The 25,592-nt window shown below is 53.6% G+C and carries 19 protein-coding genes, 1 pseudogene and 1 riboswitch; of the genes and pseudogenes, 5 read left to right on the top strand and 15 right to left on the bottom strand.

The genetic code is table 11. The features are described 5' to 3' along the window. Positions 1-67: 67 nt before the first annotated feature. On the top strand, positions 68-883 hold the full coding sequence (gene djlA / locus LG381_RS00720) for a co-chaperone DjlA (RefSeq protein ID WP_001200584.1): 816 nt from the start codon (positions 68-70) through the stop codon (positions 881-883). A gap of 137 nt (positions 884-1,020) precedes the next feature. On the opposite strand, the gene rluA is transcribed toward djlA, so the two are convergent. The 6 genes from rluA to araB form a co-directional block, all read right to left on the bottom strand. Beyond that, complete coding sequence (gene rluA / locus LG381_RS00715) at positions 1,021-1,680, bottom strand: bifunctional tRNA pseudouridine(32) synthase/23S rRNA pseudouridine(746) synthase RluA (protein ID WP_000525207.1); 660 nt, start codon at positions 1,678-1,680, stop codon at positions 1,021-1,023. 11 nt (positions 1,681-1,691) lie between these two features. Further along, a complete protein-coding gene (gene rapA, locus LG381_RS00710; RefSeq protein WP_225761909.1) occupies positions 1,692-4,598 on the bottom strand; it encodes an RNA polymerase-associated protein RapA in 2,907 nt (968 codons plus the stop codon). Positions 4,599-4,762: 164 nt separating this feature from the next. Next, positions 4,763-7,114 carry a DNA polymerase II gene (polB, locus tag LG381_RS00705; protein ID WP_225761908.1) on the bottom strand — a complete coding sequence of 784 codons (2,352 nt, stop codon included), beginning with the start codon at positions 7,112-7,114 and terminating at the stop codon, positions 4,763-4,765. 74 nt (positions 7,115-7,188) lie between these two features. Continuing rightward, positions 7,189-7,884 carry an L-ribulose-5-phosphate 4-epimerase gene (gene araD / locus LG381_RS00700; RefSeq protein ID WP_000888701.1) on the bottom strand — a complete coding sequence of 232 codons (696 nt, stop codon included), beginning with the start codon at positions 7,882-7,884 and terminating at the stop codon, positions 7,189-7,191. Between the two features lie 168 nt (positions 7,885-8,052). Beyond that, positions 8,053-9,555 (bottom strand): L-arabinose isomerase, encoded by a 1,503-nt coding sequence (araA, locus tag LG381_RS00695; RefSeq protein ID WP_000151749.1) that lies wholly within the window; start codon positions 9,553-9,555, stop codon positions 8,053-8,055. 10 nt (positions 9,556-9,565) lie between these two features. After that, positions 9,566-11,266 carry a ribulokinase gene (gene araB / locus LG381_RS00690; RefSeq protein ID WP_225761907.1) on the bottom strand — a complete coding sequence of 567 codons (1,701 nt, stop codon included), beginning with the start codon at positions 11,264-11,266 and terminating at the stop codon, positions 9,566-9,568. Positions 11,267-11,605: 339 nt separating this feature from the next. Here araB and araC point away from each other — a divergent pair, with 339 nt between their 5' ends. Next, positions 11,606-12,484, top strand: coding sequence for an arabinose operon transcriptional regulator AraC (gene araC / locus LG381_RS00685; RefSeq protein WP_016159393.1), 879 nt, complete (start codon positions 11,606-11,608; stop codon positions 12,482-12,484). A gap of 85 nt (positions 12,485-12,569) precedes the next feature. Further along, the gene (locus tag LG381_RS00680) at positions 12,570-13,334 is read left to right on the top strand and encodes a VTT domain-containing protein (RefSeq protein ID WP_001148380.1); all 765 of its coding nucleotides are present in this window, start codon (positions 12,570-12,572) and stop codon (positions 13,332-13,334) included. An 81-nt stretch (positions 13,335-13,415) separates the two neighbouring features. Here LG381_RS00680 and thiQ read toward each other — a convergent pair whose 3' ends face one another. The 4 genes from thiQ to sgrR form a co-directional block, all read right to left on the bottom strand. Next, a complete protein-coding gene (gene thiQ / locus LG381_RS00675; protein WP_105290137.1) occupies positions 13,416-14,114 on the bottom strand; it encodes a thiamine ABC transporter ATP-binding protein ThiQ in 699 nt (232 codons plus the stop codon). Then, positions 14,098-15,708 carry a thiamine/thiamine pyrophosphate ABC transporter permease ThiP gene (thiP, locus tag LG381_RS00670; RefSeq protein WP_225761906.1) on the bottom strand — a complete coding sequence of 537 codons (1,611 nt, stop codon included), beginning with the start codon at positions 15,706-15,708 and terminating at the stop codon, positions 14,098-14,100. Before thiP ends, thiQ begins: the two co-directional genes overlap by 17 nt. Continuing rightward, on the bottom strand, positions 15,684-16,667 hold the full coding sequence (thiB, locus tag LG381_RS00665) for a thiamine ABC transporter substrate binding subunit (RefSeq protein WP_024212615.1): 984 nt from the start codon (positions 16,665-16,667) through the stop codon (positions 15,684-15,686). The genes thiP and thiB overlap by 25 nt, the downstream gene beginning before the upstream one ends. 30 nt (positions 16,668-16,697) lie before the next feature. Further along, positions 16,698-16,797, bottom strand: a riboswitch (TPP riboswitch). Between the two features lie 33 nt (positions 16,798-16,830). After that, a complete protein-coding gene (sgrR, locus tag LG381_RS00660; protein WP_175118993.1) occupies positions 16,831-18,486 on the bottom strand; it encodes a DNA-binding transcriptional regulator SgrR in 1,656 nt (551 codons plus the stop codon). 115 nt (positions 18,487-18,601) lie between these two features. Between sgrR and LG381_RS22420 the strand changes: the two are divergent. Then, a pseudogene (locus tag LG381_RS22420) lies at positions 18,602-18,707 on the top strand (glucose uptake inhibitor SgrT). 107 nt (positions 18,708-18,814) lie between these two features. Here LG381_RS22420 and leuD read toward each other — a convergent pair. The 5 genes from leuD to leuL form a co-directional block, all read right to left on the bottom strand. Continuing rightward, positions 18,815-19,420, bottom strand: a complete 606-nt coding sequence (gene leuD, locus LG381_RS00655) for a 3-isopropylmalate dehydratase small subunit (protein WP_000818244.1) — start codon at positions 19,418-19,420, stop codon at positions 18,815-18,817. Positions 19,421-19,430: 10 nt separating this feature from the next. Beyond that, entirely contained in the window at positions 19,431-20,831 is a 1,401-nt protein-coding gene (gene leuC / locus LG381_RS00650) for a 3-isopropylmalate dehydratase large subunit (RefSeq protein WP_137325532.1), read from the bottom strand. Positions 20,832-20,833: 2 nt separating this feature from the next. After that, the gene (gene leuB / locus LG381_RS00645; protein ID WP_000042349.1) at positions 20,834-21,925 is read right to left on the bottom strand and encodes a 3-isopropylmalate dehydrogenase; all 1,092 of its coding nucleotides are present in this window, start codon (positions 21,923-21,925) and stop codon (positions 20,834-20,836) included. Further along, complete coding sequence (leuA, locus tag LG381_RS00640) at positions 21,925-23,496, bottom strand: 2-isopropylmalate synthase (RefSeq protein WP_000082869.1); 1,572 nt, start codon at positions 23,494-23,496, stop codon at positions 21,925-21,927. Before leuA ends, leuB begins: the two co-directional genes overlap by 1 nt. Positions 23,497-23,588: 92 nt before the next feature. Beyond that, positions 23,589-23,675 (bottom strand): leu operon leader peptide, encoded by an 87-nt coding sequence (leuL, locus tag LG381_RS00635; protein WP_001300467.1) that lies wholly within the window; start codon positions 23,673-23,675, stop codon positions 23,589-23,591. Positions 23,676-24,333: 658 nt separating this feature from the next. Between leuL and leuO the strand changes: the two genes are divergently transcribed. Next, complete coding sequence (gene leuO / locus LG381_RS00630; protein WP_010345415.1) at positions 24,334-25,278, top strand: transcriptional regulator LeuO; 945 nt, start codon at positions 24,334-24,336, stop codon at positions 25,276-25,278. The last annotated feature ends 314 nt before the right edge of the window (positions 25,279-25,592 follow it).

Genomic DNA, 25,592 nt, shown 5'->3' with positions numbered 1-25,592 from the left:
AAACGGTAAAAGCACCTTTATATTGTGGGAGATAGCCCTGATATCCGTGTGTCGATTTGGGGAATATATGCAGTATTGGGGAAAAATCATTGGCGTGGCCGTGGCCTTACTGATGGGCGGCGGCTTTTGGGGCGTTGTATTAGGTCTGTTAATCGGCCATATGTTTGATAAAGCCCGCAGCCGCAAAATGGCGTGGTTCGCCAACCAGCGCGAGCGTCAGGCGCTGTTTTTTGCCACCACTTTTGAAGTGATGGGGCATTTAACCAAATCCAAAGGACGTGTTACTGAGGCTGATATTCATATTGCCACATTGCTCATGGATCGGATGAATTTACACGGTGCTTCCCGTACTGCGGCGCAAAATGCATTTCGGGTGGGAAAATCAGACAATTACCCGCTGCGCGAAAAGATGCGTCAGTTTCGCAGTGTTTGCTTTGGTCGTTTCGACTTAATTCGTATGTTTCTGGAGATCCAGATTCAGGCGGCGTTTGCTGATGGTTCACTGCACCCGAATGAACGGGCGGTGCTGTATGTGATTGCTGAAGAGTTAGGGATCTCCCGCGCCCAGTTTGACCAGTTTCTGCGCATGATGCAGGGTGGGGCGCAATTTGGCGGCGGTTATCAGCAGCAATCTGGCGGTGGTAACTGGCAGCAAGCGCAGCGTGGCCCGACACTGGAAGATGCCTGTAACGTGCTGGGCGTGAAGCCGACGGACGATGCAACCACCATTAAACGAGCCTACCGTAAGCTGATGAGCGAACACCATCCGGATAAGCTGGTGGCGAAAGGTTTGCCGCCAGAGATGATGGAGATGGCGAAGCAGAAAGCGCAGGAAATTCAGCAGGCGTATGAGCTGATTAAGCAGCAGAAAGGGTTTAAATAAGTTTCAGAGCGAGTAAGAAATTGTAGGCCGGATAAGACGCGCCAGCGTCGCATCCGGCGATCAGCATCCGGCGGCACAAATTGCCGGATGCGGCGTGAACGCCTTATCCGGACTACCGGACTGCGCCGTCGTCACTATCAAAAATCCGCTGGCGCCTTAAACGTCATACTATTGCCATATGCCGGATGGGTAATCGTCAACATCTCTGCATGTAGCAGCAAACGCGGTGCCATCGCCCTGGCTTCTGGTGAAGCATAAAAACGATCGCCGAGAATCGGATGCCCCAGCGCCAGCATATGCACACGTAGCTGATGCGAACGTCCGGTAATCGGCTTTAACACCACTCTTGCCGTGTTATCCGCCGCATAATCCACGACTTCATATTCTGTCTGCGCAGGCTTACCCGTTTCGTAACAGACTTTCTGTTTCGGGCGGTTTGGCCAGTCGCAAATCAACGGCAGATCCACCAGACCTTCCGCAGGGGATGGATGCCCCCAGACGCGAGCCACATACTGTTTTTTCGGCTCGCGCTCGCGGAACTGGCGTTTTAATTCCCGCTCCGCAGCTTTAGTCAGCGCCACTACAATCACGCCGCTGGTGGCCATATCCAGACGATGCACCGATTCCGCCTGCGGATAATCGCGCTGAATGCGCGTCATCACGCTGTCTTTGTGCTCTTCCAGACGTCCCGGCACAGACAACAAACCGCTCGGTTTGTTGACCACCATAATGTGATCATCCTGATACAGGACAACCAGCCAGGGTTCCTGCGGCGGATTGTAGTTTTCCATCCCCATCTTCGGCTCCGTTACTGATGCGTCACAACGATTAAACGCAGGGCATCCAGACGCCAGCCTGCCTGATCCAGACTTTCCATTACCTGCTGACGGTTGCTTTCAATGGCGGCCAGTTCGTCGTCACGAATGTTCGGGTTCACTGCGCGCAGTGCTTCCAGACGCGACAGTTCCGCAGACAGTTTTTCGTCAGCTTCGTTACGCGCCGCATCGATCAGTGCACGGGCAGACTTCTCAATCTGCGCTTCACCCAGTTGCAGGATAGCGTGAACCTCTTGCTGTACGGCGTTAACCAGCTTGCTACCGGTGTGGCGATTCACTGCGTTAAGCTGACGGTTAAAGGTTTCAAACTCTACCTGTGCCGCCAGGTTGTTGCCGTTTTTATCCAACAGCATACGTACCGGCGTCGGCGGCAGGAAGCGGTTGAGCTGCAACTGCTTCGGCGCTTGTGCTTCAACCACGTAAATCAGTTCCACCAACAGCGTACCTACCGGCAACGCTTTGTTTTTCAACAGTGAAATCGTGCTGCTACCAGTATCGCCAGAAAGGATCAGATCCAGACCGTTGCGGATCAGCGGATGCTCCCAGGTAATAAACTGTGCATCTTCACGCGCCAGCGCCACTTCACGATCAAAGGTGATGGTGATGCCATCTTCCGACAGGCCAGGGAAGTCCGGCACCAGCATATGATCGGACGGCGTCAGCACGATCATGTTGTCGCCGCGATCGTCCTGATTAATACCGATAATATCGAACAGGTTCATGGCGAAGGCGATCAGGTTGGTATCGTCATCCTGCTCTTCAATGCTTTCTGCCAGTGCCTGGGCTTTTTCGCCACCGTTGGAGTGGATCTCCAGCAGGCGGTCACGACCCTGCTCCAGTTGTGCTTTCAGGGCTTCGTGTTGCTCGCGGCAGTTTTTGATCAGATCGTCAAAGCCTTCGGTTTGATCGGGTGAAGCCAGGTAGTTAATCAGATCGTTGTACACGCTATCGTAGATAGTACGTCCGGTCGGGCAGGTGTGCTCGAACGCATCCAGACCTTCGTGATACCAGCGCACCAGCACCGACTGAGCGGTTTTTTCCAGATAAGGTACGTGGATCTGAATATCGTGCGCCTGACCGATACGATCCAGACGACCAATACGCTGCTCCAGCAGGTCTGGGTTGAACGGTAGATCGAACATTACCATGTGGCTGGCGAACTGGAAGTTACGTCCTTCAGAACCGATTTCCGAGCACAGCAGCACCTGTGCGCCGGTATCTTCTTCGGCGAACCAGGCGGCTGCGCGGTCACGTTCGATAATCGACATGCCTTCGTGGAACACAGCAGCGCGAATACCTTCACGTTCGCGAAGCACCTGCTCGAGTTGCAGCGCGGTGGCGGCTTTGGCGCAGATCACCAACACTTTCTGTGAGCGATGACTGGTCAGATAGCCCATCAGCCACTCAACGCGCGGATCAAAGTTCCACCAGGTGGCGTTATCGCCTTCAAATTCCTGATAAATACGCTCCGGATAGAGCATATCGCGGGCGCGGTCTTCCGCACTTTTACGTGCGCCCATAATGCCGGACACTTTAATAGCCGTCTGATACTGCGTCGGCAGCGGCAGTTTAATAGTGTGTAGCTCGCGTTTCGGGAAGCCTTTCACACCGTTACGGGTGTTACGGAACAGCACGCGGCTGGTGCCGTGGCGATCCATCAGCATCGAAACCAGTTCCTGACGGGCGCTCTGGGCATCTTCGCTGTCGCTGTTTGCTGCTTGCAACAGCGGCTCGATATCCTGTTCGCCGATCATCTCACCGAGCATGTTCAGTTCGTCATTGCTCAGTTTGTTACCTGCCAGCAGCATGGCAACGGCGTCCGCAACCGGACGATAATTTTTCTGCTCTTCAACGAATTGCGCGAAATCGTGGAAACGGTTCGGGTCCAGCAGACGCAGACGGGCGAAGTGGCTTCCCATCCCCAGCTGTTCCGGGGTTGCGGTCAGCAGCAGAACGCCCGGCACATGCTCTGCCAGTTGTTCAATGGCCTGATATTCACGGCTCGGCGCATCTTCGCTCCACACCAGGTGATGCGCTTCATCGACTACCAGCAGATCCCACTCGGCTTCACAGAGATGTTCCAGACGCTGTTTGCTGCGGCGGGCAAAATCCAGCGAGCAAATCACCAGCTGTTCGGTGTCGAACGGGTTGTAGGCATCGTGCTGGGCTTCGGCGTAACGCTCATCATCAAACAGGGCAAAGCGCAGGTTGAAACGGCGCAGCATTTCTACCAGCCACTGATGCTGTAAAGTTTCCGGGACGATAATCAGCACACGTTCAGCAGCGCCAGAGAGCAACTGCTGATGCAGGATCATCCCAGCTTCAATGGTTTTCCCTAAACCCACTTCGTCAGCCAGCAGAACGCGCGGCGCGTGGCGGCGGCCAACATCATGAGCGATGTTGAGCTGATGGGGGATCAGACTGGTACGCTGACCACGCAGGCCGCTGTACGGCATACGGAACTGTTCGCTGGAATACTTACGCGCGCGATAACGCAGCGCAAAGCGGTCCATACGGTCAATCTGCCCGGCAAACAGACGGTCCTGCGGTTTGCTGAACACCAGTTTGCTATCAAGGAAAACTTCACGCAGGGCTACGCCGGACTCTTCAGTATCCAGGCGAGTACCGATATAGGTCAGCAAGCCATTTTCTTCTTTTACTTCTTCGACTTGCATCTGCCAGCCATCGTGGCTGGTAATGGTATCACCAGGGTTGAACATCACGCGGGTCACGGGGGAATCACTGCGTGCGTACAGACGGTTTTCACCCGTAGATGGGAAAAGCAGAGTGACAGTTCGCGCATCCACCGCGACAACGGTTCCAAGTCCCAATTCGCTTTCTGTATCGCTGATCCAGCGTTGACCAAGTGTAAAAGGCATATGTGTTCGGCTCTATATCTTTAATTGCAGGCAATAACTACCCGCTACCGGGCTTATGTGGTAGTGGCGTTATTCAGGTCCAGGAATGGAAAGGGCGCTATGGTACTGGATGGCAAAGGATTCGTCACGCATCAAAATGGTATCTGACGAACTCTTTTTTTTGCTCAAAATAGCCCAAGTTGCCCGGTCATAAGTGTAGCAAAATTATCCTCAATAAAAGGGAGTATTCCTTCCGCCACCGGTTGAAGCTGGCGAGTCAGATAGTGTTCGTAATCCAGCGGTGAACGTTGATAGTCCAGCGGTTCCGGGCCGTTAGTGGTCCAGACATATTTAATGGTGCCACGGTTCTGATATTGCAAAGGACGACCACGCTTTTGGTTTTCTTCATCGGCAAGGCGTGCGGCGCGTACATGAGGCGGCACATTACGCTGATATTCGCTCAGCGGACGGCGAAGGCGTTTACGGTAAACCAGCCGCGCATCCAGTTCACCTGCCATCAGTTTGTCGATGGTCTCGCGGATATAATCCTGATATGGCTCGTTGCGAAAGATGCGCAAATACAGCTCCTGCTGAAACTGCTGAGCCAGTGGCGTCCAGTCGGTGCGCACCGTTTCCAGCCCTTTAAATACCATCCGCTGTTTGTCACCCTCCTGAATCAGCCCGGCATAACGCTTTTTACTGCCGGTATCGGCTCCGCGAATGGTTGGCATCAGAAAACGGCAGAAATGAGTTTCATACTCCAGTTCCAGTGCGCTGGTCAGCCGTTGTTTTTGCAGCGTTTCAGCCCACCAGGCGTTAACGTGCTGCACCAGTGTACGACCGATTTTCGCCGCCTCTTCTTCCGAATGTGCGCCTTTCAGCCAGACAAACGTTGAGTCGGTGTCGCCGTAGATCACGTCATAGCCTTGCGCTTCAATTAACGCTTTGGTTTGCCGCATGATCTGATGACCACGCATGGTGATCGACGACGCCAGGCGCGGATCGAAGAAGCGACAGGCGGTGGTGCCGAGCACGCCATAAAAGGCATTCATAATGATCTTCAGCGCCTGCGACAGCGGCTTATTGCCCTGACGTTTGGCTTCATCGCGTCCATGCCAGATGTTAGTTACGATCTCTGGCAGGCAATGTTTTTCCCGCGAGAACCAGGCTTCGAGAAAACCTTCGGTACTGTGCTCTGGATCGGGGTGCGCCATGCCTTCCACCAGCCCGACGGGATCAATCAGAAAGGTGCGGATGATCGACGGGTACAGGCTTTTGTAGTCCAGCACCAGCACCGAATCATACAGCCCTGGTCGCGAATCCATCACGTAGCCGCCAGGGCTGGCGTGCGGCGGCACTTCGCCGAGATTAGGCGCGACATAACCAGCGCGATGCATTCGCGGAAAATAGAGATGACCAAACGCCGCCACCGAACCCCCGTGGCGATCTACAGGCAGGCCGTTAACCGTCGCCCGTTCGAGCAAAAACGGCATGATTTCGGTTTTGTGGAAGATCTGGGTGACCAGCTCGCAATCTTTCAGGTTATAAGTCGCAAGCGAAGGTTTATCTTCGGCGAAACGGCGGTCAATCTCGTCCATCCGATCCCACGGGTTATCGATAGATTTGCCTTCGCCTAACAGCTCCTGAGCGACAGTTTCCAGCGAGAACGAAGAGAAATTCCAGAACGCGGATTTTAGCGCCTCGATACCGTCGATAATTAGCCGGCCTTTGGCCAGGGCAAAAAAGACGCCGTTTTTAAAGCCGTGCTCACGCCACTCCAGCTCGCTGTTATCACGCCCCAGACGCAGCGGAATGCGGTATCTCTCAGCATGTTTTTGCAGCATTCGCAGATCGAACTGCACCACGTTCCAGCCGATGATCACATCGGGATCGTGGTTGGCAAACCAGGCGTTGAGTTTTTCCAGTAGCTGCGGGCGGCTGGCGACGTATTCCAGTTCGAAATCGAGCGAGGAGGCGTCGCCATTCTCTGGCCCCAGCATATAAACGATGCGCTGCCCGCAACCTTCCAGGCCGATGCAGTACAGCTCACCGTGGCGGGTGGTTTCAATATCTATAGAGACCCACTTGAGCGGCGGGCGGTAGTCGGGATGCGGTTTCAGGCGAGCATTAACGATAGCGCCATCACGCAAATCACCCTCGACCCACACCGGAGCGGTAATAAACCGTTCCATCAGATAGCGTTCTGGCGGGCGCACATCGGCCTCGTAAACGGTAACGCCAGCTTCACGCAGGCGCTTTTCGTAATTCATCAACTGGCGATGGGCGCGACAATAAAGGCCATACACCGGCTGGCGGTGAAAATCCTTTAACGCCAGCGGCGTCAGGCGAAATCCTTGCTCACCCTGCAAAATATGTTGAGTGCGGGGAACGTGATCAGCGGGAATAAACGCCACGGACTCTTGCGGCGCAAGCGTGACCTGCAACGGCTCGTTGTCCGTCGCTAACCAAAAGGAAACTTCGGTTCCTTGCGGGGTGTCCCGCCAGTGTCGGGTTAAGATAAAACCTGCCTGCGCCACGCTGAAAATCCAATAAAAAACCAGGCTTGAGTATAGCCTGGTTTTGGTTGACTGGCTGTGGTTTTATACAGTCATTACTGGCCGTAATAGGCTTTTGCGCCATGCTTACGCAGATAGTGCTTATCCAGCAATGTTTGTTGCATATCCGGTAACTGCGGCGCTAACTGACGGCAGAAAATCCCCATATAAGCGACTTCTTCCAGCACGATGGCGTTGTGCACCGCATCTTCGGCATTTTTACCCCACGCAAACGGACCGTGAGAATGCACCAGCACGCCTGGCATTTGCGCCGCATCGATACCCTGTTTTTCGAAGGTTTCTACGATGACGTTACCGGTTTCCCACTCATATTCACCGTTGATTTCTGCGTCGGTCATTTTGCGGGTGCAGGGAATGGTGCCGTAGAAATAGTCGGCGTGGGTGGTGCCGGTTGCCGGAATCGACTGACCTGCCTGCGCCCAGATGGTGGCGTGGCGCGAGTGCGTATGCACAATGCCACCAATGGACGGGAATGCCTGATAGAGCAACCGGTGAGTTGGCGTGTCGGAGGAGGGCTTTTTCTTGCCCTCAACCACTTCACCGGTTTCGATACTGACCACGACCATATCGTCGGCGGTCATGACGCTGTAATCGACGCCGGAAGGTTTGATCACCAAGACGCCGCGCCCGCGATCAACGGCGCTGACGTTGCCCCAGGTCAGCGTGACCAGGTTGTGTTTTGGGAGCGCCAGATTGGCTTCTAATACCTGGCGTTTGAGATCTTCTAACATGTTGACTCCAGAGAGGTCATTTCCCCTCACCCCGGCCCTCTCCCCAAAGGGGCGAGGGGGAAAAGAATGCCGGATGCGCTTTGCTTATCCGGCCTACAAAATCGCAGCGTGTAGGCCTGATAAGACGCGCCAGCGTCGCATCAGGCGTTGAATGCCTGATGCGACTACTTAGCGACGAAATCCGTAATACACTTCGTTCCAGCGCAGCGCGTCTTTAAACGCAGGCAGGCGGGTGTCGTTATCAATCACCGTGATTTCAATGTCGTGCATCTCGGCAAACTGGCGCATATCGTTCAGGTTCAGCGCATGGCTGAAGACGGTATGGTGCGCGCCGCCGGCGAGGATCCACGCTTCGGAAGCGGTTGGCAGATCTGGCTGCGCTTTCCACAGCGCATTCGCCACCGGTAGTTTCGGCAAGGAGTGCGGGGTTTTCACCGTGTCGATGCAGTTAACCAGCAGACGGTAACGATCGCCGAGATCAATCAAGCTGGCGACAATCGCAGGGCCGGTTTGGGTGTTGAAGATCAGGCGGGCAGGATCGTCTTTACCGCCAATGCCAAGGTGCTGAACGTCGAGGATCGGTTTCTCTTCTGCGGCGATCGACGGGCAGACTTCCAGCATATGGGAGCCGAGCACCAGATCATTACCTTTCTCGAAGTGATAGGTGTAGTCCTCCATAAAGGAGGTGCCGCCCTGCAGACCGGTTGACATCACCTTCATGATGCGAAGCAGGGCGGCAGTTTTCCAGTCGCCTTCGCCCGCAAAGCCGTAACCCTGCTGCATCAGACGCTGTACGGCGAGACCCGGAAGCTGTTTCAGGCCGTGCAAATCTTCAAAGGTGGTGGTGAACGCGTGGAAGCCACCTTGTTCCAGGAAACGCTTCATCCCCAGCTCAATACGTGCCGCTTCCAGCACGTTCTGCCGTTTTTCGCCGTGGATTTGTGTGGCAGGCGTCATGATGTAGCTGCTTTCGTACTCATCGACCAGCGCGTTAACATCGCCATCGCTGATGGAGTTTACCACCTGCACCAGATCGCCAACCGCCCAGGTATTCACCGAGAAACCGAACTTGATCTGTGCGGCAACTTTATCGCCGTCAGTGACCGCCACTTCACGCATGTTGTCGCCAAAACGGCAGACTTTCAGATGACGGGTATCCTGTTTAGATACCGCCTGGCGCATCCAGGAGCCGATACGCTCATGCGCTTGCTTATCCTGCCAGTGACCGGTAACGACGGCATGTTGCTGACGCATACGCGCGCCGATGAAGCCGAACTCGCGGCCGCCGTGCGCGGTCTGGTTCAGGTTCATAAAGTCCATGTCGATGCTGTCCCACGGCAGCGCCGCGTTGAACTGGGTGTGGAATTGCAGCAACGGTTTGTTGAGCATGGTCAGGCCGTTGATCCACATTTTTGCCGGGGAGAAAGTGTGCAGCCACACCACCAGACCGGCGCAACGATCGTCGTAATTGGCGTCGCGGCAAATAGCGGTGATTTCATCCGGCGTGGTGCCCAGCGGTTTCAGCACCAGTTTGCAGGGCAGTTTCGCTTCAGTATTCAGCGCATTAACGACGTGCTCGGCATGTTGGGTGACCTGACGCAGAGTCTCTGGGCCGTAAAGATGTTGGCTGCCAATGACAAACCACACTTCATAATTATCAAAAATCGTCATAGTCGTGTCCTTATAGAGTCGGAACGGCCTGGGCAGCCTGTGCCGGGGCGGAAGTTGGAAGATAGTGTTGTTCGGCGCTCATCGCCCATTGCTGATAGCGGCGATAAAGCTGTTCAAAGCGTTGTGCCTGTTCGGTGCGCGGTTGCAGGGTTTTCTCGACCGCACTGGCCATTTTTTGCTGGGCTGATGGGATGTCTGCGTGCACTTTCGCGGCGACGGCAGCGAAAATCGCCGCACCGAGCGCACAGCACTGGTCAGAGGCAACAATTTGCAGCGGGCGATTCAGCACATCGCAGCAGGCCTGCATAATGACCTGGTTTTTCCGCGCGATGCCGCCCAGCGCCATCACGTTATTAACGGCGATCCCCTGATCGGTAAAGCACTCCATGATTGCGCGTGCGCCAAAGGCGGTGGCAGCAATCAAACCGCCGAACAGCAGCGGAGCGTCGGTAGCGAGGTTCAGATCGGTAATCACCCCTTTCAGGCGTTGGTTAGCGTTTGGCGTGCGGCGGCCGTTAAACCAGTCGAGCACCACCGGCAGGTGATCCAGAGACGGATTTTTGGCCCACGCCTCAGTCAGCGCCGGAAGCAGTTGTTTCTGGCTGGCGTTGATTTGCTCTTTCAGTTCCGGATGCTGGGCGGCAAGCTGTTCCAGCGGCCAGCCGAGTACGCGACCAAACCAGGCGTAGATATCACCAAAGGCCGATTGGCCTGCTTCCAGACCGATAAATCCAGGCACCACGCTGCCATCAACCTGGCCGCAAATACCTTTCACCGCGCGTTCACCGACGCTGTGTTTGTCGGCAATCAGAATGTCGCAGGTGGAAGTGCCGATAACTTTTACCAGCGCGTTAGGCTGTGCGCCTGCGCCAACTGCGCCCATATGGCAGTCAAACGCGCCGCCGGAAATCACCACGCTTTCAGGCAGGCCGAGACGCTGCGCCCATTCCGGACATAAGGTGCCCACCGGAATATCGGCAGTCCAGGTATCAGTGAATAGCGGGGAAGGTAAATGACGGTTGAGGATTGGATCCAGCTCATCAAAGAAACTGGCTGGTGGCAGGCCGCCCCAACTTTCGTGCCACAGTGATTTATGCCCGGCGCTGCAACGTCCACGACGGATATCCTGCGGGTGGGTGGTGCCGGAAAGCAGGGCTGGCACCCAATCGCACAGCTCAACCCACGATGCGGCAGATTGCGCAACAGCGTTGTCCTGACGGGTAACGTGGAGAATTTTCGCCCAGAACCATTCGCTGGAATAAATACCGCCAATATAGCGGGAGTAGTCAACGTTGCCCGGTGTGTGACATAAGCGGGTGATCTCTTCTGCTTCTTCAACCGCAGTGTGGTCTTTCCACAATACGAACATCGCGTTCGGGTTTTCGGCAAACTCCGGGCGCAGCGCCAGCACGTTACCGTCAGCGTCAATCGGTGCGGGCGTCGAGCCGGTGCTGTCCACGCCAATTCCGACCACAGTTGCGCGCTGTTCGGCGCTAAGCTCTGCAAGCACGGTTTTCAGCGCCGCTTCCATTGACTCAATGTAGTCACGCGGATGATGACGGAACTGGTTATTCGGGGCATCACAAAATTGCCCTTTCTGCCAACGGGGATACCACTCTACGCTGGTGGCGATCTCTTCACCGGTGGCGCAGTCCACCGCCAAAGCTCGCACAGAATCACTGCCAAAATCGAGGCCAATTGCAATCGCCATCGTTTCACTCCATCCAAAAAAAACGGGTATGGAGAAACAGTAGAGAGTTGCGATAAAAACAGTCAGGCAGTATTCGCTAATCTTATGGATAAAAATGCTATTGCATAGCAAAGTGTGACGCCGTGCAAATAATCAATGTGGACTTTTCTGCCGCGATTATAGACACTTTTGTTACGCGTTTTTGTCATGGCTTTCGTCCCTCCTTGTTACAAAATGCTTTTCACAAGCGGGGTTGCCGGTTGGATTAGTGAAGATAGCCCACCAGAGACGCAATGCTGATGATGTTTAATGCAATATGGACAATTGGTTTCTTCTCTGATTGGCGGGAGTATGAAAAGTATGGCTGAAGCGCAAAATGATCCCCTGCTGCCGGGTTACTCGTTTAACGCCCATCTGGTGGCGGGTTTAACGCCGATTGAGGCCAACGGTTATCTCGATTTTTTTATCGACCGACCGCTGGGAATGAAAGGTTATATCCTCAATCTCACCATTCGCGGTCAGGGGGTGGTAAAAAATCAGGGGCGAGAATTTGTCTGTCGGCCGGGCGATATTTTGCTGTTCCCGCCGGGAGAAATTCATCACTACGGTCGTCATCCGGAGGCTCGTGAATGGTATCACCAGTGGGTTTACTTTCGTCCGCGCGCCTACTGGCATGAATGGCTTAACTGGCCGTCAATATTTGCCAATACCGGTTTCTTTCGCCCGGATGAAGCGCACCAGCCGCATTTCAGCGATCTGTTCGGGCAAATCATTAATGCCGGACAAGGGGAAGGGCGCTATTCGGAATTACTGGCGATAAATCTTCTTGAGCAATTGTTATTGCGGCGTATGGAAGCGATTAATGAGTCGCTCCATCCGCCGATGGATAATCGGGTACGCGAGGCTTGTCAGTACATCAGCGATCACCTGGCGGACAGCAATTTTGATATCGCCAGCGTCGCGCAGCATGTTTGCCTGTCGCCGTCGCGTCTGTCACATCTGTTCCGCCAGCAGTTAGGGATTAGCGTCTTAAGCTGGCGCGAGGACCAGCGCATTAGTCAGGCGAAGCTGCTTTTGAGCACCACCCGGATGCCTATCGCCACCGTCGGGCGCAATGTTGGCTTTGATGATCAACTCTATTTTTCCAGGGTATTTAAAAAATGTACCGGGGCGAGCCCTAGTGAGTTCCGTGCTGGTTGTGAAGAAAAAGTGAATGATGTAGCTGTCAGGTTGTCATAACTGGTAACGAATCAGACAATTGATGGCTTGACGGAGTGGCAATGGGTTTGCAGAATCCCTGCTTCGTCCCTTTGACAGGCACATTATGCAAGCATTGCTGGAACACTTTATTACCCAATCCACCGTGTACTCATTGATGGCGGTGTTATTGGTGGCTTTTCTGGAGTCGCTGGCGCTGGTCGGGTTGATTCTACCCGGTACGGTGCTGATGGCGGGGCTGGGGGCGCTGATTGGCAGTGGCGAGTTAAGTTTCTGGCACGCCTGGCTGGCAGGGATTATTGGCTGCCTGATGGGCGACTGGATCTCCTTCTGGCTGGGCTGGCGTTTTAAAAAGCCGTTGCATCGTTGGTCATTTCTGAAGAAAAACAAAGCACTACTCGACAAAACCGAACATGCGCTGCATCAGCACAGCATGTTCACCATTCTGGTCGGTCGTTTTGTCGGCCCGACGCGTCCGCTGGTGCCAATGGTGGCGGGGATGCTGGATCTGCCGGTGGCGAAATTTATCACGCCAAATATTATCGGCTGTTTGTTGTGGCCGCCGTTTTACTTCCTGCCGGGGATTCTGGCGGGCGCGGCGATTGATATTCCTGCCGGAATGCAGAGCGGTGAGTTTAAGTGGCTGTTGCTGGCGACGGCGGTGTTTTTGTGGGTTGGCGGCTGGCTGTGTTGGCGGTTATGGCGCAGCGGTAAAGCAACTGACCGTTTAAGTCATTATTTGTCGCGTGGTCATTTGTTGTGGCTGACACCGTTGATATCTGCCACTGGCGTGGTGGCGCTGGTGGTGTTAATTCGCCATCCGTTGATGCCGGTGTATATCGATATTTTGCGTAAAGTGGTTGGGGTTTAGGGGATAGTTCGCACCGGCACTGGTTTGTTCCCCTCACCCTAACCCTCTCCCCAGAGGGGCGAGGGGACTGTCCGTGCGCTTTTAACCTGTAATTCCCAACAGCGCCGAAGCACTCGCCTTACCGCTCAACAACTCATCAGTCTTACCCTGCCAGGCGATGCGCCCGTCGGCGACCACCACCGAGCGCGTGGCGATCCGCGCCGCATCTTCCACACTGTGCGATACCATCAACAGCGTCATTTTTTGCTGCTGGCAGCTCGTGCTCACCAGCGTCAACATCTCCTGACGTAACGCCGGATCGAGCGCGGAGAACGGTTCATCAAGCAATAAAATCGGCTGTTCGCGTACCAGACAACGCGCTAACGCTACGCGCTGCCGCTGACCGCCGGAAAGCTCGCCAGGCAACCGCGCCATTAAATTATCAATCCCCATCTGACGGGCGATAGCGTGCATTTTCTCCTGTTGTACCGCGTTCAACTTCAATCCCGGATTTAGCCCCAGCCCGATGTTCTGCGCTACCTTCAGGTGACTGAACAGGTTGTTTTCCTGAAACAGCATTGACACCGGACGGCGTGACGGCGGCGTCGTGGTGTGCTCAACGCCGTCGATAGTCAGCGAACCGCTGGCTGGCGTCAGAAAACCGGCGATCAAATTCAGCAGGGTACTTTTACCTGCGCCGCTTGGCCCGAGGATCGCCACCTGCTCGCCGCGTTCCACCGTTAAGCTAAAACGCATCGGCAAATGGTGGTAAAGCCAGGTGATATCAGTCAGTTTTAACATTTCGCCCCGGTAGTTTTTCAATCACGGTAAACAGCAGAAAACAGAGCAGCAGCAGAATTAACGCGGTGACCGCACCGTCCTGGCTGCGATAAGAGCCAATTTGCTGGTAGAGATAAAACGGCAGGGTGCGGAAATCGTCGTTACCGAACAACGCCACCACGCCAAAATCACCAATCGACAGCACGCAGGCAAAGGCCAACGCCTGCGCCAGCGGGCGTTTCAGCGCGCGAAACTCGACCACTTTTAAGCGCGACCAGCCTTCAATGCCCAGCGACTGACACAACATGCTGTAGCGGGTGGTGATATCGCGCATCGGATTTTCCAGCACCTTCAGCGCGTAAGGGATCGCCATTAACGCATTGGTGAAAATCACAATGCCGTCAGCAGATTGTGGCAGGCCAGTCGTATTGTTGAGCAGCAAAAAGAAACCCGTTGCCAGTACAATACCCGGCATGGCGAGGATCAACATGCCGCTCATCTCCAGCGCCTGACCCGCCAGTATTTTTTGCCGCGCCCGCAGTTCGCGACTGCTCCACAGCAGCATCATGGTCAGCACCACGCACAATACGCCTGCCGCCAGCGCAATACGCAACGAGGTCCACAGCGCCTGCCACAGCACCGGTTGCGTCAGCACTTCCGGTAGCTGGCGATTTACCCCATCGACGATCACCGCCAGTAACGGTGGCAGCAACAGCAGCAGCGCCAGCACAATCAACACAGTGTCGCAAATGCGGCTATGCAGACGATCGTCCGGGTCGCGCCAGCCTTGCAGCATCGTGGTGCCGGGCGCAATGGCCTTACTTAATCGCTGACTCAACAGCACCAGCCCAAGGCAGCACACCATCTGGATCAGCGCCAGCATCGCCGCGCGGGCGGGATCGTAGTCGTAACTCAGCGCCTGATAGATTGCCAGCTCGATAGTGGTCGCCTGTGGCCCGCCGCCCAGCGACAGTACGGTGGCGAAGCTGGCGAAACAGAGCATAAAGATAAGCGCAGCAACCGGCGGGATTTGTCGCCGTAACCACGGCCATTCGACGAAACGAAAGAAGTGCCAGCCACGCATCCCAAGCTGGGCGGCAAGTTGGCGCTGCTCGCCGGGAATATTTTCCAGTGCCTGAAGTAATAAGCGGCTCGCCATCGGCAGATTAAAAAATACGTGCGCCAGCAAAATGCCTTGCAGGCCGTAGGGCGAAAAGGTCCACTCGAGACCAAGCGATTGGCAGAGCGAGGCCAGCCAGCCCTGGCGACCATAGACGCTAAGAATGCCGAAAACGGCGACCAGCACCGGCAGGATCAAGGTCATTGCGCACAGACGTAACAGCGTCAGCCGACCCGGAAAGCGCCTGCGATAGAGCGCGCGGGCAAGGAATATCGCGGGCACGACAGAGAGCAGCGCCGAGAGAAACGCCTGCCAGAAGGAGAAGCGCACCACATGCCACAGGTAGCTGTCCTGCCAGATTGTCGCCCAGTCACCCTGCGGCGCGTTCCACCACAGGGCGAGAAACGCCGCCAGCGCAACCGCTACCACCAGCGTGGCGGCGCTTACGCCTGGAATTAACCAGCCGGGAATTAACGGCTGACGGCGCGTTGCCATTCGCTAATCCATGCCTGACGTTGTGCCGCCACTTCGGCTGGCGTGAATTCCAGCGTGGTTGCTGGTTTGGTCAGTTGTTCAAATCCGGCAGGCAGCGCGACGTTTGCCACCGGATACATCCAGTTGCCGGTTGGGATCGCATTCTGGAAAGCCGGAGAAACCATAAACTGAAGGAACTTTTGCGCCAGCTCCGGCTGCTTGCTGGCAGCGGTGCGGGCGGCGACTTCCACTTGCAGATAGTGACCTTCGCTGAAGTTCGCAGCGGCGTAGTTATCTTTCTTCTCTTCGAGAATGTGATAAGCCGGAGAGGTGGTGTAACTCAGTACCAGATCGCTTTCGCCTTTTAAAAACAGGCCGTAGGCTTCGCTCCAGCCTTTGGTGACCGTGACGGTTTTCTTCGCCAGCTTCTGCCAGGCTTGCGGGGCGTTATTGCCATAGACTTTTTGCATCCACAACAGCAGACCCAGCCCCGGCGTACTGGTACGCGGATCTTCATAAATCACTCGCCAGTTCTGATCGCTCTCAACCAGCTCTTTCAGGCTTTGCGGCGGATTTTTTAGTTTGTTCTTGTCATAGACGAAGGCGAAGTAGCCGTAATCAAATGGTACGAAAGTGTCATTATTCCAGCCGCCGGGAACGTTAACGGCATCGGCTGCCACGCCGCTTTTGGCAAACAGTCCGGTTTTGCTGGCGGCATCTAACAGGTTGTTATCCAGCCCCAGCACCACATCGGCTTTGCTGTTTTTGCCTTCCATCCGTAAACGGTTGAGAAGCGAAACACCATCTTCCAGCGCCACCAGTTTCAGTTCGCAGTTACAGTCGGCTTCAAAGGCTTTTTTAACCACCGGACCAGGCCCCCAGTCGGCGGCGAAGGAGTCGTAGGTATAAACAGTCAGAACGGGTTTAGCGAAAACGGGCGCTGTGCACAGCAACAGCAGGGGAAGACATTTTTTTAACACTTTGCACCTCAAAAAAGAGTGGCAAAGGACTTGAGAAGGAGCCTCAAATCCCTTCGCCGGCGTTATCCGGATCAGGTTCGACGGGTATTTTCTCAGCGCACGCGTCTGCGTGGCACCCCGTTGAGAACGGCGTTAGTGTAGTGATTTTGTTATCAACCAGCAATCATGGATCCGGCGGCGCAAACCACGCCGATTTAAAATCGAACCAACCGAGGGTATTCATGCGCAGGCCGCGCATACTGCGTTGCCCCTGAATAATCAGCCAGTGATGGATCAGCGGCACCATTGCTTTGCTGGCGACCAGTTGCTGGCACCAGTTCGCCAGATTCATCTCGCCATTGCGCCAGCGGGCGGCGTCGGCTTGCCAGTCGATCTGAATACAGTGTTGTAGCAACGGCACCTCGCACAAGTGCGCGAACAGCGAAAAATCTAGCGGTAGCGTAAAGTTGGCGCTGTTAAGCCAGATGTCGCTTTCGATCTCACCTTCGTGCCACTGATCGTAGCTGATCTCTTTGATTTCCAGCGTGACATGGTGACTTGCCAGAATCTGCTGCATGATCCTGGCAATGACCCGATGTTCAATATGATCCTGGTAAAAGGTCAGGGTGAGATGTTCCAGTCCGGCTGGTTTTTCGCAATGTGTCGGGCGGGCATGGTGCCAGCGGGGGAGCATTCCATAAGCCGGGAACCACAGTTGCTGGTACTGTTCCTCGGCGAAATAAACCAGATTGGTAGGAGAAAGTACATAGCTTACCCAGTTTCTGACTTGCTGATTCGCCCCGCGATGGGTGCGGCTGTCGAACAGTAAATAGTAGCAACCTTCCTCCAGACGGCTTTCAATCTCTTTTTCCTCGCCCTGTGGTCCTTTCAGCATCAGCCCTCCGGCTGGCTCGTCGGCAATTTCCGGCAAGACCCAGACGTTAACCTCGTCGATTAGCGCGCGATAACCGAAGAAGTCATCGAATGCCTGAATTTTCAGTTGATTGGCGCTGTTACGCATTACCGCATACGGACCGGTGCCGATGGGATGGCTGGCAAAGTTGCTGAGGTTTTCCCATTCACGCGGCAGGATCATCGCCGGAACTTGCCCCAGCAGTAACGGCAACCAGCGGTCTGGCTGCGTGAGATGGATATCCAGCGTCCAGGGCGTCGGCGATACAATTTCAGCAATATGCGAATAGAGCGGCAGCGTATTGATCCGTTTCAATGAGGCGATCACGTCGTCCATTTCCAGTTCACGACCATGATGAAAATGGACACCCGGACGTAAAAAGAAGCGCCAGTGAAGCGGGGAAATTTGTTGCCAGTGGTGGGCGATGTCCGCTTCCAGTTCCCCATTTTCCTCATTTATGCGGGTTAACGCGCTGAAGATTTGCCGGGCGATATGCGTTTCGGAACGGCGTAATGCGCTGCCAGGCAGCAGGTTGCGCAACGGACGATAGTAGAGGACGCGCAGGATGTGCCGTCCCTGGCGGAAGCTACGCCCCAGATGAGAAACCAGCATTTGCCGCACGGCGGTTTTATCACCGACAAGTTGTACCAGTTGGTCGATGCGATCCTGCTCCAGCAGATCCTCTGCCCGCTGTTGTTGTAGCGCCAGCCCGGTATAGAGGAACGTTAAACGCGAGCGTTTGCCGCGCCCGACTTCCGCTTCCCACGTCAGCCAGCCGCGATCCTGCATGGTGTTGAGCAGGGTGCGCATATGACGACGGGAGCAGCTCAATAACTCCGCCAGTTCGTTCAGCGTTGTCTCCTGAGATTTACCCTCACAGCATTGCCACAGGCGGATGAACTGTTGTTGCAGACGAGCAGATGGCATAAAAGGGGAACTCCTGCGCAAAAGTCAGCAATTTTATTTTCCCTATATTAAGTCAATAATTCTTAACGATGAAGCAATGAGGTATCCCATGCGTCAGTTTTAGCGGCACTATTTTATCGTGACAGAGAAGATGTGCTGGCTTCGCGGGTTAAGCGTTCTACAACGTTTAGCTATGCCTGAAGAACAAGATGCAGTGGGAGGGGAGTGATTCTGACTACTGATTTGCAGACATCATGTGTGACTGAGTATTGGTGTTAATCGCCACGCCAGCAGTGAATACCTGCTGGCTTTTTTCTTTTTAGCGATTGAGTGCCGGACGGTGTACAAACTAACGCATAAACGCCGGTTGCTTCTCTTCATAAGCCGCAATGGCGTCGTCGTGCTGCAGGGTCAGACCGATGCTGTCCAGACCATTCATCATGCAGTGGCGGCGGAAGGCATCGATGGTAAAGCGATAGGTTTTCTCTCCCGCTTTCACCTCTTGCGCCTCCAGATCCACATCGAAGTGAATCCCCGGATTGGCTTTCACCAGGGCAAACAGCTCGTCCACTTCTTCATCGCTTAATTTCACCGGCAGCAACTGGTTATTAAAGCTGTTGCCGTAAAAGATATCGGCGAAACTCGGCGCAATCACCACTTTAAAACCGTAATCGGTCAACGCCCACGGCGCGTGCTCACGCGAGGAACCGCAGCCGAAGTTTTCTCGCGCCAGCAAAATGGAAGCCCCTTGATATTGCGGGAAGTTCAGCACAAAGTCCGGGTTTGGCTGTTGGCCTTTTTCATCGAGAAAACGCCAGTCGTTAAACAGATGCGCGCCAAAACCAGTGCGCGTCACTTTCTGCAAAAACTGTTTCGGGATAATCGCATCGGTATCGACATTGGCGGCATCCAGCGGAACCACCAGGCCTGTGTGTTTGATAAATTTCTCTGCCATAGTGTGCTCCTTATTTGATGTTGCGAATGTCGGCGAAATGTCCGGTCACGGCAGCGGCGGCCGCCATTGCCGGGCTGACCAGATGCGTGCGCCCGCCGCGCCCCTGGCGGCCTTCAAAGTTACGGTTGCTGGTAGAGGCACAACGCTCGCCCGGATTCAGACGGTCGTTGTTCATCGCCAGACACATTGAGCAGCCAGGCAAGCGCCATTCAAAACCGGCTTCAATAAAGATTTTGTCCAGACCTTCTGCTTCTGCCTGGGCTTTTACCGGACCGGAGCCGGGAACCACCAGTGCCTGTACGCCTGGCGCGACTTTCCGGCCTTTGGCGATTTGCGCCGCCGCGCGTAAATCTTCAATACGTGAGTTGGTACAGGAGCCGATAAACACTTTGTCGATAGCCACTTCGGTCAGCGGAATACCCGGTTTCAGTCCCATATAGGCCAACGCTTTTTCTGCCGACGCGCGTTCAACCGGATCGGCAAACGAAGCGGGATCAGGGATATTCTCGTTAACGGAGATCACCTGTCCTGGGTTAGTTCCCCAGGTCACCTGTGGGGCTATCTCTTCTGCTTGCAGAGTGATAACGGTATCGAAAGTTGCGCCTTCGTCGGTTTGCAGGGTTTTCCAGTAGGCGACGGCGTCGTCGAAATCTTTGCCTTTCGGCGCATGAAGACGGCCTTTGACATAGTTAAAGGTGGTTTCGTCCGGCGCAACCAGACCAGCTTTCGCACCCATTTCGATTGCCATATTGCACAGAGTCATGCGGCCTTCCATGCTTAAATCACGGATTGCTTCGCCGCAAAACTCCACCACATGCCCGGTGCCGCCTGCGCTGCCGGTTTTACCGATGATCGCCAGCACGATATCTTTCGCGGTAATGCCAGGCGCAGCTTTGCCCTGGACTTCAATTTTCATGGTCTTCGCACGACCCTGTTTCAGGGTTTGCGTTGCCAGTACGTGTTCAACTTCGGAAGTACCGATACCAAACGCCAGTGCGCCAAACGCGCCGTGAGTGGCGGTATGTGAGTCACCGCAAACAATGGTCATCCCCGGCAAGGTGACACCCTGTTCTGGCCCCATCACGTGGACGATTCCCTGATACGGGTGATTCAGGTCATACAGCTCAACGCCAAACTCTTTGCAGTTTTTGATCAGTTCCTGCATCTGGATGCGCGCCATTTCACCGCAGGCATTAATGTCTTTGGTCTGGGTAGAGACGTTGTGATCCATGGTGGCGAAGGTTTTACCTGGCTGACGCACCGGGCGGCCGTGGGCGCGCAGGCCATCGAACGCCTGCGGTGAGGTCACTTCATGTACCAGATGGCGGTCGATATATAACAGAGGGGTTTCGTTTTCAGCTTCGTAGACTACGTGAGCGTCGAACAATTTTTCGTATAACGTCTTAGCCATGATTACACCCCTTCAGCCACATAGCGGGCAATGATATCGCCCATTTCATCGGTACTAACGGCGGCAGCGCCACGGGCTAAATCCCCGGTGCGAATGCCTTCTTCTAATGCGCGGTTAATGGCGCGTTCAATGGCGGAAGCCGCATCATCGGCATCCAGGCTGTAGCGCAGCAGCAGCGCCAGTGACAGAATTTGCGCAATCGGGTTGGCGATATTTTTGCCTGCGATATCTGGTGCCGAGCCGCCCGCCGGTTCATACAGTCCAAAACCTTGTTCGTTCAGGCTGGCGGAAGGCAACATCCCCATCGAGCCAGTGATCATCGCGCACTCATCAGAAAGAATGTCGCCAAACAGGTTGGAGCACAGCAGAACGTCAAACTGCGATGGATCTTTAATCAGCTGCATGGTGGCATTGTCGATGTACATATGCGCCAGTTCGACATCCGGATATTCAATGGCGATCTCGTTAACGATCTCCCGCCATAAAATAGAGGATTGCAGCACGTTGGCTTTATCGATCGACGTCACTTTGTGGCGACGCTTGCGGGCAGATTCAAACGCGATGCGAGCGATACGCTCGATCTCAAAACGGTGATACACCTCGGTATCAAACGCTTTTTCATATTGTCCGCTACCTTCGCGGCCTTTGGGCTGACCGAAATAGATGCCGCCGGTCAGTTCGCGCACGCACAGGATGTCGAAGCCGTTAGCGGCAATGTCTGCTCGCAGCGGGCAGAACGCTTCCAGTCCCTGATACAGTTTTGCCGGACGCAGGTTGCTGAATAATTTGAAGTGCTTACGCAAAGGCAACAGCGCGCCGCGTTCCGGTTGCTGGTCTGGTGGTAAATGTTCCCACTTCGGGCCACCAACTGAGCCAAACAGCACAGCATCGGCTTGCTCACAACCTTCAACCGTCGCAGGCGGCAGTGGTTGCCCGTGGTTATCAATGGCTGCGCCGCCTACATCGTAATGGCTGGTGGTGATGCGCATCGCAAAGCGGTTGCGCACGGCGTCCAGCACTTTCAGCGCCTGGGTCATCACTTCCGGCCCGATCCCATCTCCGGGCAATACGGCAATATGATAATTCTTCGACATCACACGGTTTCCTTGTTGTTTTCGTTGTGTTGAGCTTTGCGTTGCAACTCTTTTTCGACTTCTGCGGCGCGCCAGATATTGTTCAGCACGTGTACCATCGCTTTGGCGGAGGACTCGACAATATCAGTGGCCAGGCCGACGCCGTGGAAGCGGCGACCATTGTAGTTGGCGACAATATCCACCTGACCCAGCGCATCTTTACCGTGACCTTTGGCGGTCAGGCTGTATTTCACCAGTTCGACGTTGTAGTCAGTGATGCGGTTAATTGCCTGGTAGACGGCATCGACCGGGCCGTTGCCGTTGGCGGCTTCCGCTTTTACTTCCTCGCCACAGACCAGTTTGACGGCGGCGGTGGCGATATCGTTAGAGCCAGACTGCACGCTGAAGTAATCCAGACGGAAATGCTCCGGTTCTTCTTGCTGTTTACCGATGAAGGCCAGCGCCTCCAGGTCGTAATCAAACACCTGACCTTTCTTATCTGCCAGTTTCAGGAACGCGTCGTACAGGTTGTCTAAATTATATTCACTTTCTTTATATCCCATCTCATCCATGCGGTGTTTCACCGCCGCACGACCGGAACGAGAGGTCAAATTCAACTGGATTTGGTTCAGACCAATAGATTCTGGTGTCATGATTTCGTAGTTTTCGCGGTTTTTCAGCACACCATCCTGGTGAATACCTGAGGAGTGTGCGAACGCACCGCTGCCGACAATGGCTTTGTTTGCCGGGATCGGCATATTACAAATCTGGCTAACTAGCTGGCTGGTGCGCCATATTTCCTGGTGATTAATGGCGGTGTGGACGTTGAGAATATCCTTACGTACCTTAATCGCCATGATCACTTCTTCCAGCGAACAGTTACCGGCACGCTCGCCGATCCCGTTCATCGCGCCTTCTACCTGCCGCGCTCCGGCATGTACCGCCGCCAGTGAGTTGCCGACCGCCAGGCCTAAGTCGTCGTGGGTATGCACGGAAATAATGGCTTTATCGATGTTCGGTACACGTTCATACAGGCCGCTGATGATTCCGGCGAACTCAAACGGCATGGTGTAGCCCACGGTATCCGGAATGTTGATGGTGGTGGCGCCGGCGTTAATTGCCGCTTCGACCACTCGCGCCAGGTCGGCAATCGGTGTGCGTCCGGCATCTTCACAAGAAAACTCAACGTCATCAGTGTAATTACGTGCGCGTTTCACCATATAAATAGCACGTTCGATAACCTCATCCAGCGTACTGCGCAGCTTGGTGGCGATGTGCATTGGGGAGGTAGCAATAAAGGTATGAATACGGAAGGCTTCGGCGACTTTCAGGGATTCGGCCGCCACGTCGATATCTTTTTCCACGCAGCGGGCTAACGCACATACGCGGCTATTTTTGATCTGGCGGGCGATGGTTTGCACCGATTCAAAATCGCCCGGCGAAGAGACGGGGAAACCAACTTCCATCACGTCAACCCCCATACGCTCAAGACCCAGCGCAATTTGCAGTTTTTCTTTCACACTCAAGCTTGCCTGTAACGCCTGTTCACCGTCGCGCAATGTGGTATCGAAAATAATGACTTGCTGGCTCATGGTTTGGGTCCTTATCTCTTTTAGAGCGCCTCGCTTCGGGCATAAAAAAACCCGCGCAATGGCGCGGGTTTTTTGTTTGACTGCGTGCTGGCTTAATGCTGAATGCCGCTCACTCGTCTACCGCGCAAAGAAGATGCGTTTAGTAGTAGTAGACCGATAAAGCGAACGATGTGAGTCATTAAATCAGCTCCAGATGAATGCGATATGCTTTTAGAGTTACTGGATACAAAAACGGATGTCAACCCTGACGCAACAAAAACGTCCCGTCAGCGTGAGTTCTGCATGAGTTGAATTAGCTAATTGTGCTGCGCGGGTTAAAACAGTCGATATTAATTTCTGCTTAACAACACATACCTTTCATTGGTGGACATACTTCAGAATAATTTATGGCATTTAATCAATGAGGTAAGAAGGAGGGAAATTTATTCTTTACCCTATCTATCCTGATGATTTGTATTGAATTATATTTTGAGTGAATGTTTTGATATTGATTTTATGAATATTATTGATCGATTAATGTTAAGAATTAATGCATCAAATATATAAATTAATTATTAAATACGCACGTTTAATCCATTTTTTGGATGATTGAGTATTCGCGGAGCTTATGATTAGATTGTTTTCGCAACAAAAACATTATGGATTATTATGCTGTGGTGAATGACTCTTCGCACGGCAATGGATTCTGTTTTTATCAGAACCCGTATCTTTATGTTTTCCTAATTTTACGCATTTTTCTTTTTCTTATTTTATATGCATGGTAAATCATATTTTTCAGGATTATTTCTCTGCATTCCAATAAGGGAAAGGGAGTTAAGTGTGACAGTGGAGTTAACTATGTCAGAGGTAAAAACAGATCATCCAGAAATTGCGGAGTTAAGCAAGCCACAGCTACGCATGGTCGATCTAAACTTATTAACCGTTTTCGATGCCGTGATGCAGGAGCAGAACATTACCCGTGCCGCGCATGTTCTGGGCATGTCGCAACCTGCGGTCAGTAACGCTGTTGCACGCCTGAAGGTGATGTTTAATGACGAGCTTTTTGTTCGTTATGGGCGTGGTATCCAACCGACTGCCCGCGCTTTTCAACTTTTTGGCTCTGTGCGTCAGGCGCTGCAATTAGTGCAAAATGAATTACCAGGTTCAGGTTTTGAGCCGGCCAGCAGCGAACGTGTATTCCATCTTTGCGTTTGCAGCCCGTTAGATAGCATTCTTACCTCGCAGATTTATAATCACATTGAGCAAATCGCGCCAAATATTCATGTGATATTCAAGTCTTCATTAAATCAGAACACCGAACATCAGCTACGTTATCAGGAAACGGAGTTTGTTATTAGTTATGAAGACTTCCATCGTCCTGAATTTACCAGTGTGCCATTATTTAAAGATGAAATGGTGCTGGTAGCCAGCAAGAACCATCCGACTATTAAAGGCCCATTACTGAAACATGACGTTTATAACGAACAACATGCGGCGGTTTCGCTTGATCGTTTCGCGTCATTTAGTCAACCGTGGTATGACACGGTAGATAAGCAAGCCAGTATCGCGTATCAGGGCATGGCAATGATGAGCGTTCTTAGTGTGGTGTCGCAAACGCATCTGGTTGCTATTGCGCCGCGTTGGCTGGCTGAAGAGTTCGCTGAGTCCTTAGAGTTACAGGTATTACCGCTGCCATTAAAACAAAATAGCAGAACCTGTTATCTCTCCTGGCATGAGGCTGCCGGGCGTGATAAAGGCCATCAATGGATGGAAGAGCAATTAGTCTCTATTTGTAAACGTTAAACAAAGGCAGAATAAATCAGGCGCGTAATTCTGGTTTATTCTGCATTTTTTATTAAATGTAGAATTTTATTCTGAATACATGTTTGCCCTGATTTTAGAAATAATGAAAAAATAGAGAAATTGCTGTAACTGGTCGAATTTGACCGATTTATTATCAATTCTGTCCGCCATTCTGGATTATTTTATCGTTTATTTTCTCCTTTCCTCCTGTTTATTCTTATTTCTTCACGCTTGTGAATCAGCTTGTCAATTGCTTAAGCAAGATCGGACGGTTAATGTGTTTTACACATTTTTTCCGCCAAACAGTGAGGCAA

Origin of the sequence: Escherichia sp. Marseille-Q3837, from assembly GCF_916618735.1 — a bacterium.
GTDB classification, from domain to species: Bacteria; Pseudomonadota; Gammaproteobacteria; order Enterobacterales; family Enterobacteriaceae; genus Escherichia; species Escherichia ruysiae.
This window is presented reverse-complemented; position numbering and strand designations above follow the sequence as displayed.

Excerpts from the sequence above, each read along its gene's own strand:
- djlA (WP_001200584.1), top strand. The coding sequence starts at position 68 with ATGCAGTATTGGGGAAAAATCATTGGCGTGGCCGTGGCCTTACTGATG.
- rluA (WP_000525207.1), bottom strand. The coding sequence starts at position 1,680 with ATGGGGATGGAAAACTACAATCCGCCGCAGGAACCCTGGCTGGTTGTC.
- rapA (WP_225761909.1), bottom strand. The coding sequence starts at position 4,598 with ATGCCTTTTACACTTGGTCAACGCTGGATCAGCGATACAGAAAGCGAA.
- araD (WP_000888701.1), bottom strand. The coding sequence starts at position 7,884 with ATGTTAGAAGATCTCAAACGCCAGGTATTAGAAGCCAATCTGGCGCTC.
- araA (WP_000151749.1), bottom strand. The coding sequence starts at position 9,555 with ATGACGATTTTTGATAATTATGAAGTGTGGTTTGTCATTGGCAGCCAA.
- araB (WP_225761907.1), bottom strand. The coding sequence starts at position 11,266 with ATGGCGATTGCAATTGGCCTCGATTTTGGCAGTGATTCTGTGCGAGCT.
- araC (WP_016159393.1), top strand. The coding sequence starts at position 11,606 with ATGGCTGAAGCGCAAAATGATCCCCTGCTGCCGGGTTACTCGTTTAAC.
- LG381_RS00680 (WP_001148380.1), top strand. The coding sequence starts at position 12,570 with ATGCAAGCATTGCTGGAACACTTTATTACCCAATCCACCGTGTACTCA.
- thiQ (WP_105290137.1), bottom strand. The coding sequence starts at position 14,114 with ATGTTAAAACTGACTGATATCACCTGGCTTTACCACCATTTGCCGATG.
- thiP (WP_225761906.1), bottom strand. The coding sequence starts at position 15,708 with ATGGCAACGCGCCGTCAGCCGTTAATTCCCGGCTGGTTAATTCCAGGC.
- sgrR (WP_175118993.1), bottom strand. The coding sequence starts at position 18,486 with ATGCCATCTGCTCGTCTGCAACAACAGTTCATCCGCCTGTGGCAATGC.
- leuD (WP_000818244.1), bottom strand. The coding sequence starts at position 19,420 with ATGGCAGAGAAATTTATCAAACACACAGGCCTGGTGGTTCCGCTGGAT.
- leuC (WP_137325532.1), bottom strand. The coding sequence starts at position 20,831 with ATGGCTAAGACGTTATACGAAAAATTGTTCGACGCTCACGTAGTCTAC.
- leuB (WP_000042349.1), bottom strand. The coding sequence starts at position 21,925 with ATGTCGAAGAATTATCATATTGCCGTATTGCCCGGAGATGGGATCGGG.
- leuA (WP_000082869.1), bottom strand. The coding sequence starts at position 23,496 with ATGAGCCAGCAAGTCATTATTTTCGATACCACATTGCGCGACGGTGAA.
- leuL (WP_001300467.1), bottom strand. The coding sequence starts at position 23,675 with ATGACTCACATCGTTCGCTTTATCGGTCTACTACTACTAAACGCATCT.
- leuO (WP_010345415.1), top strand. The coding sequence starts at position 24,334 with ATGTCAGAGGTAAAAACAGATCATCCAGAAATTGCGGAGTTAAGCAAG.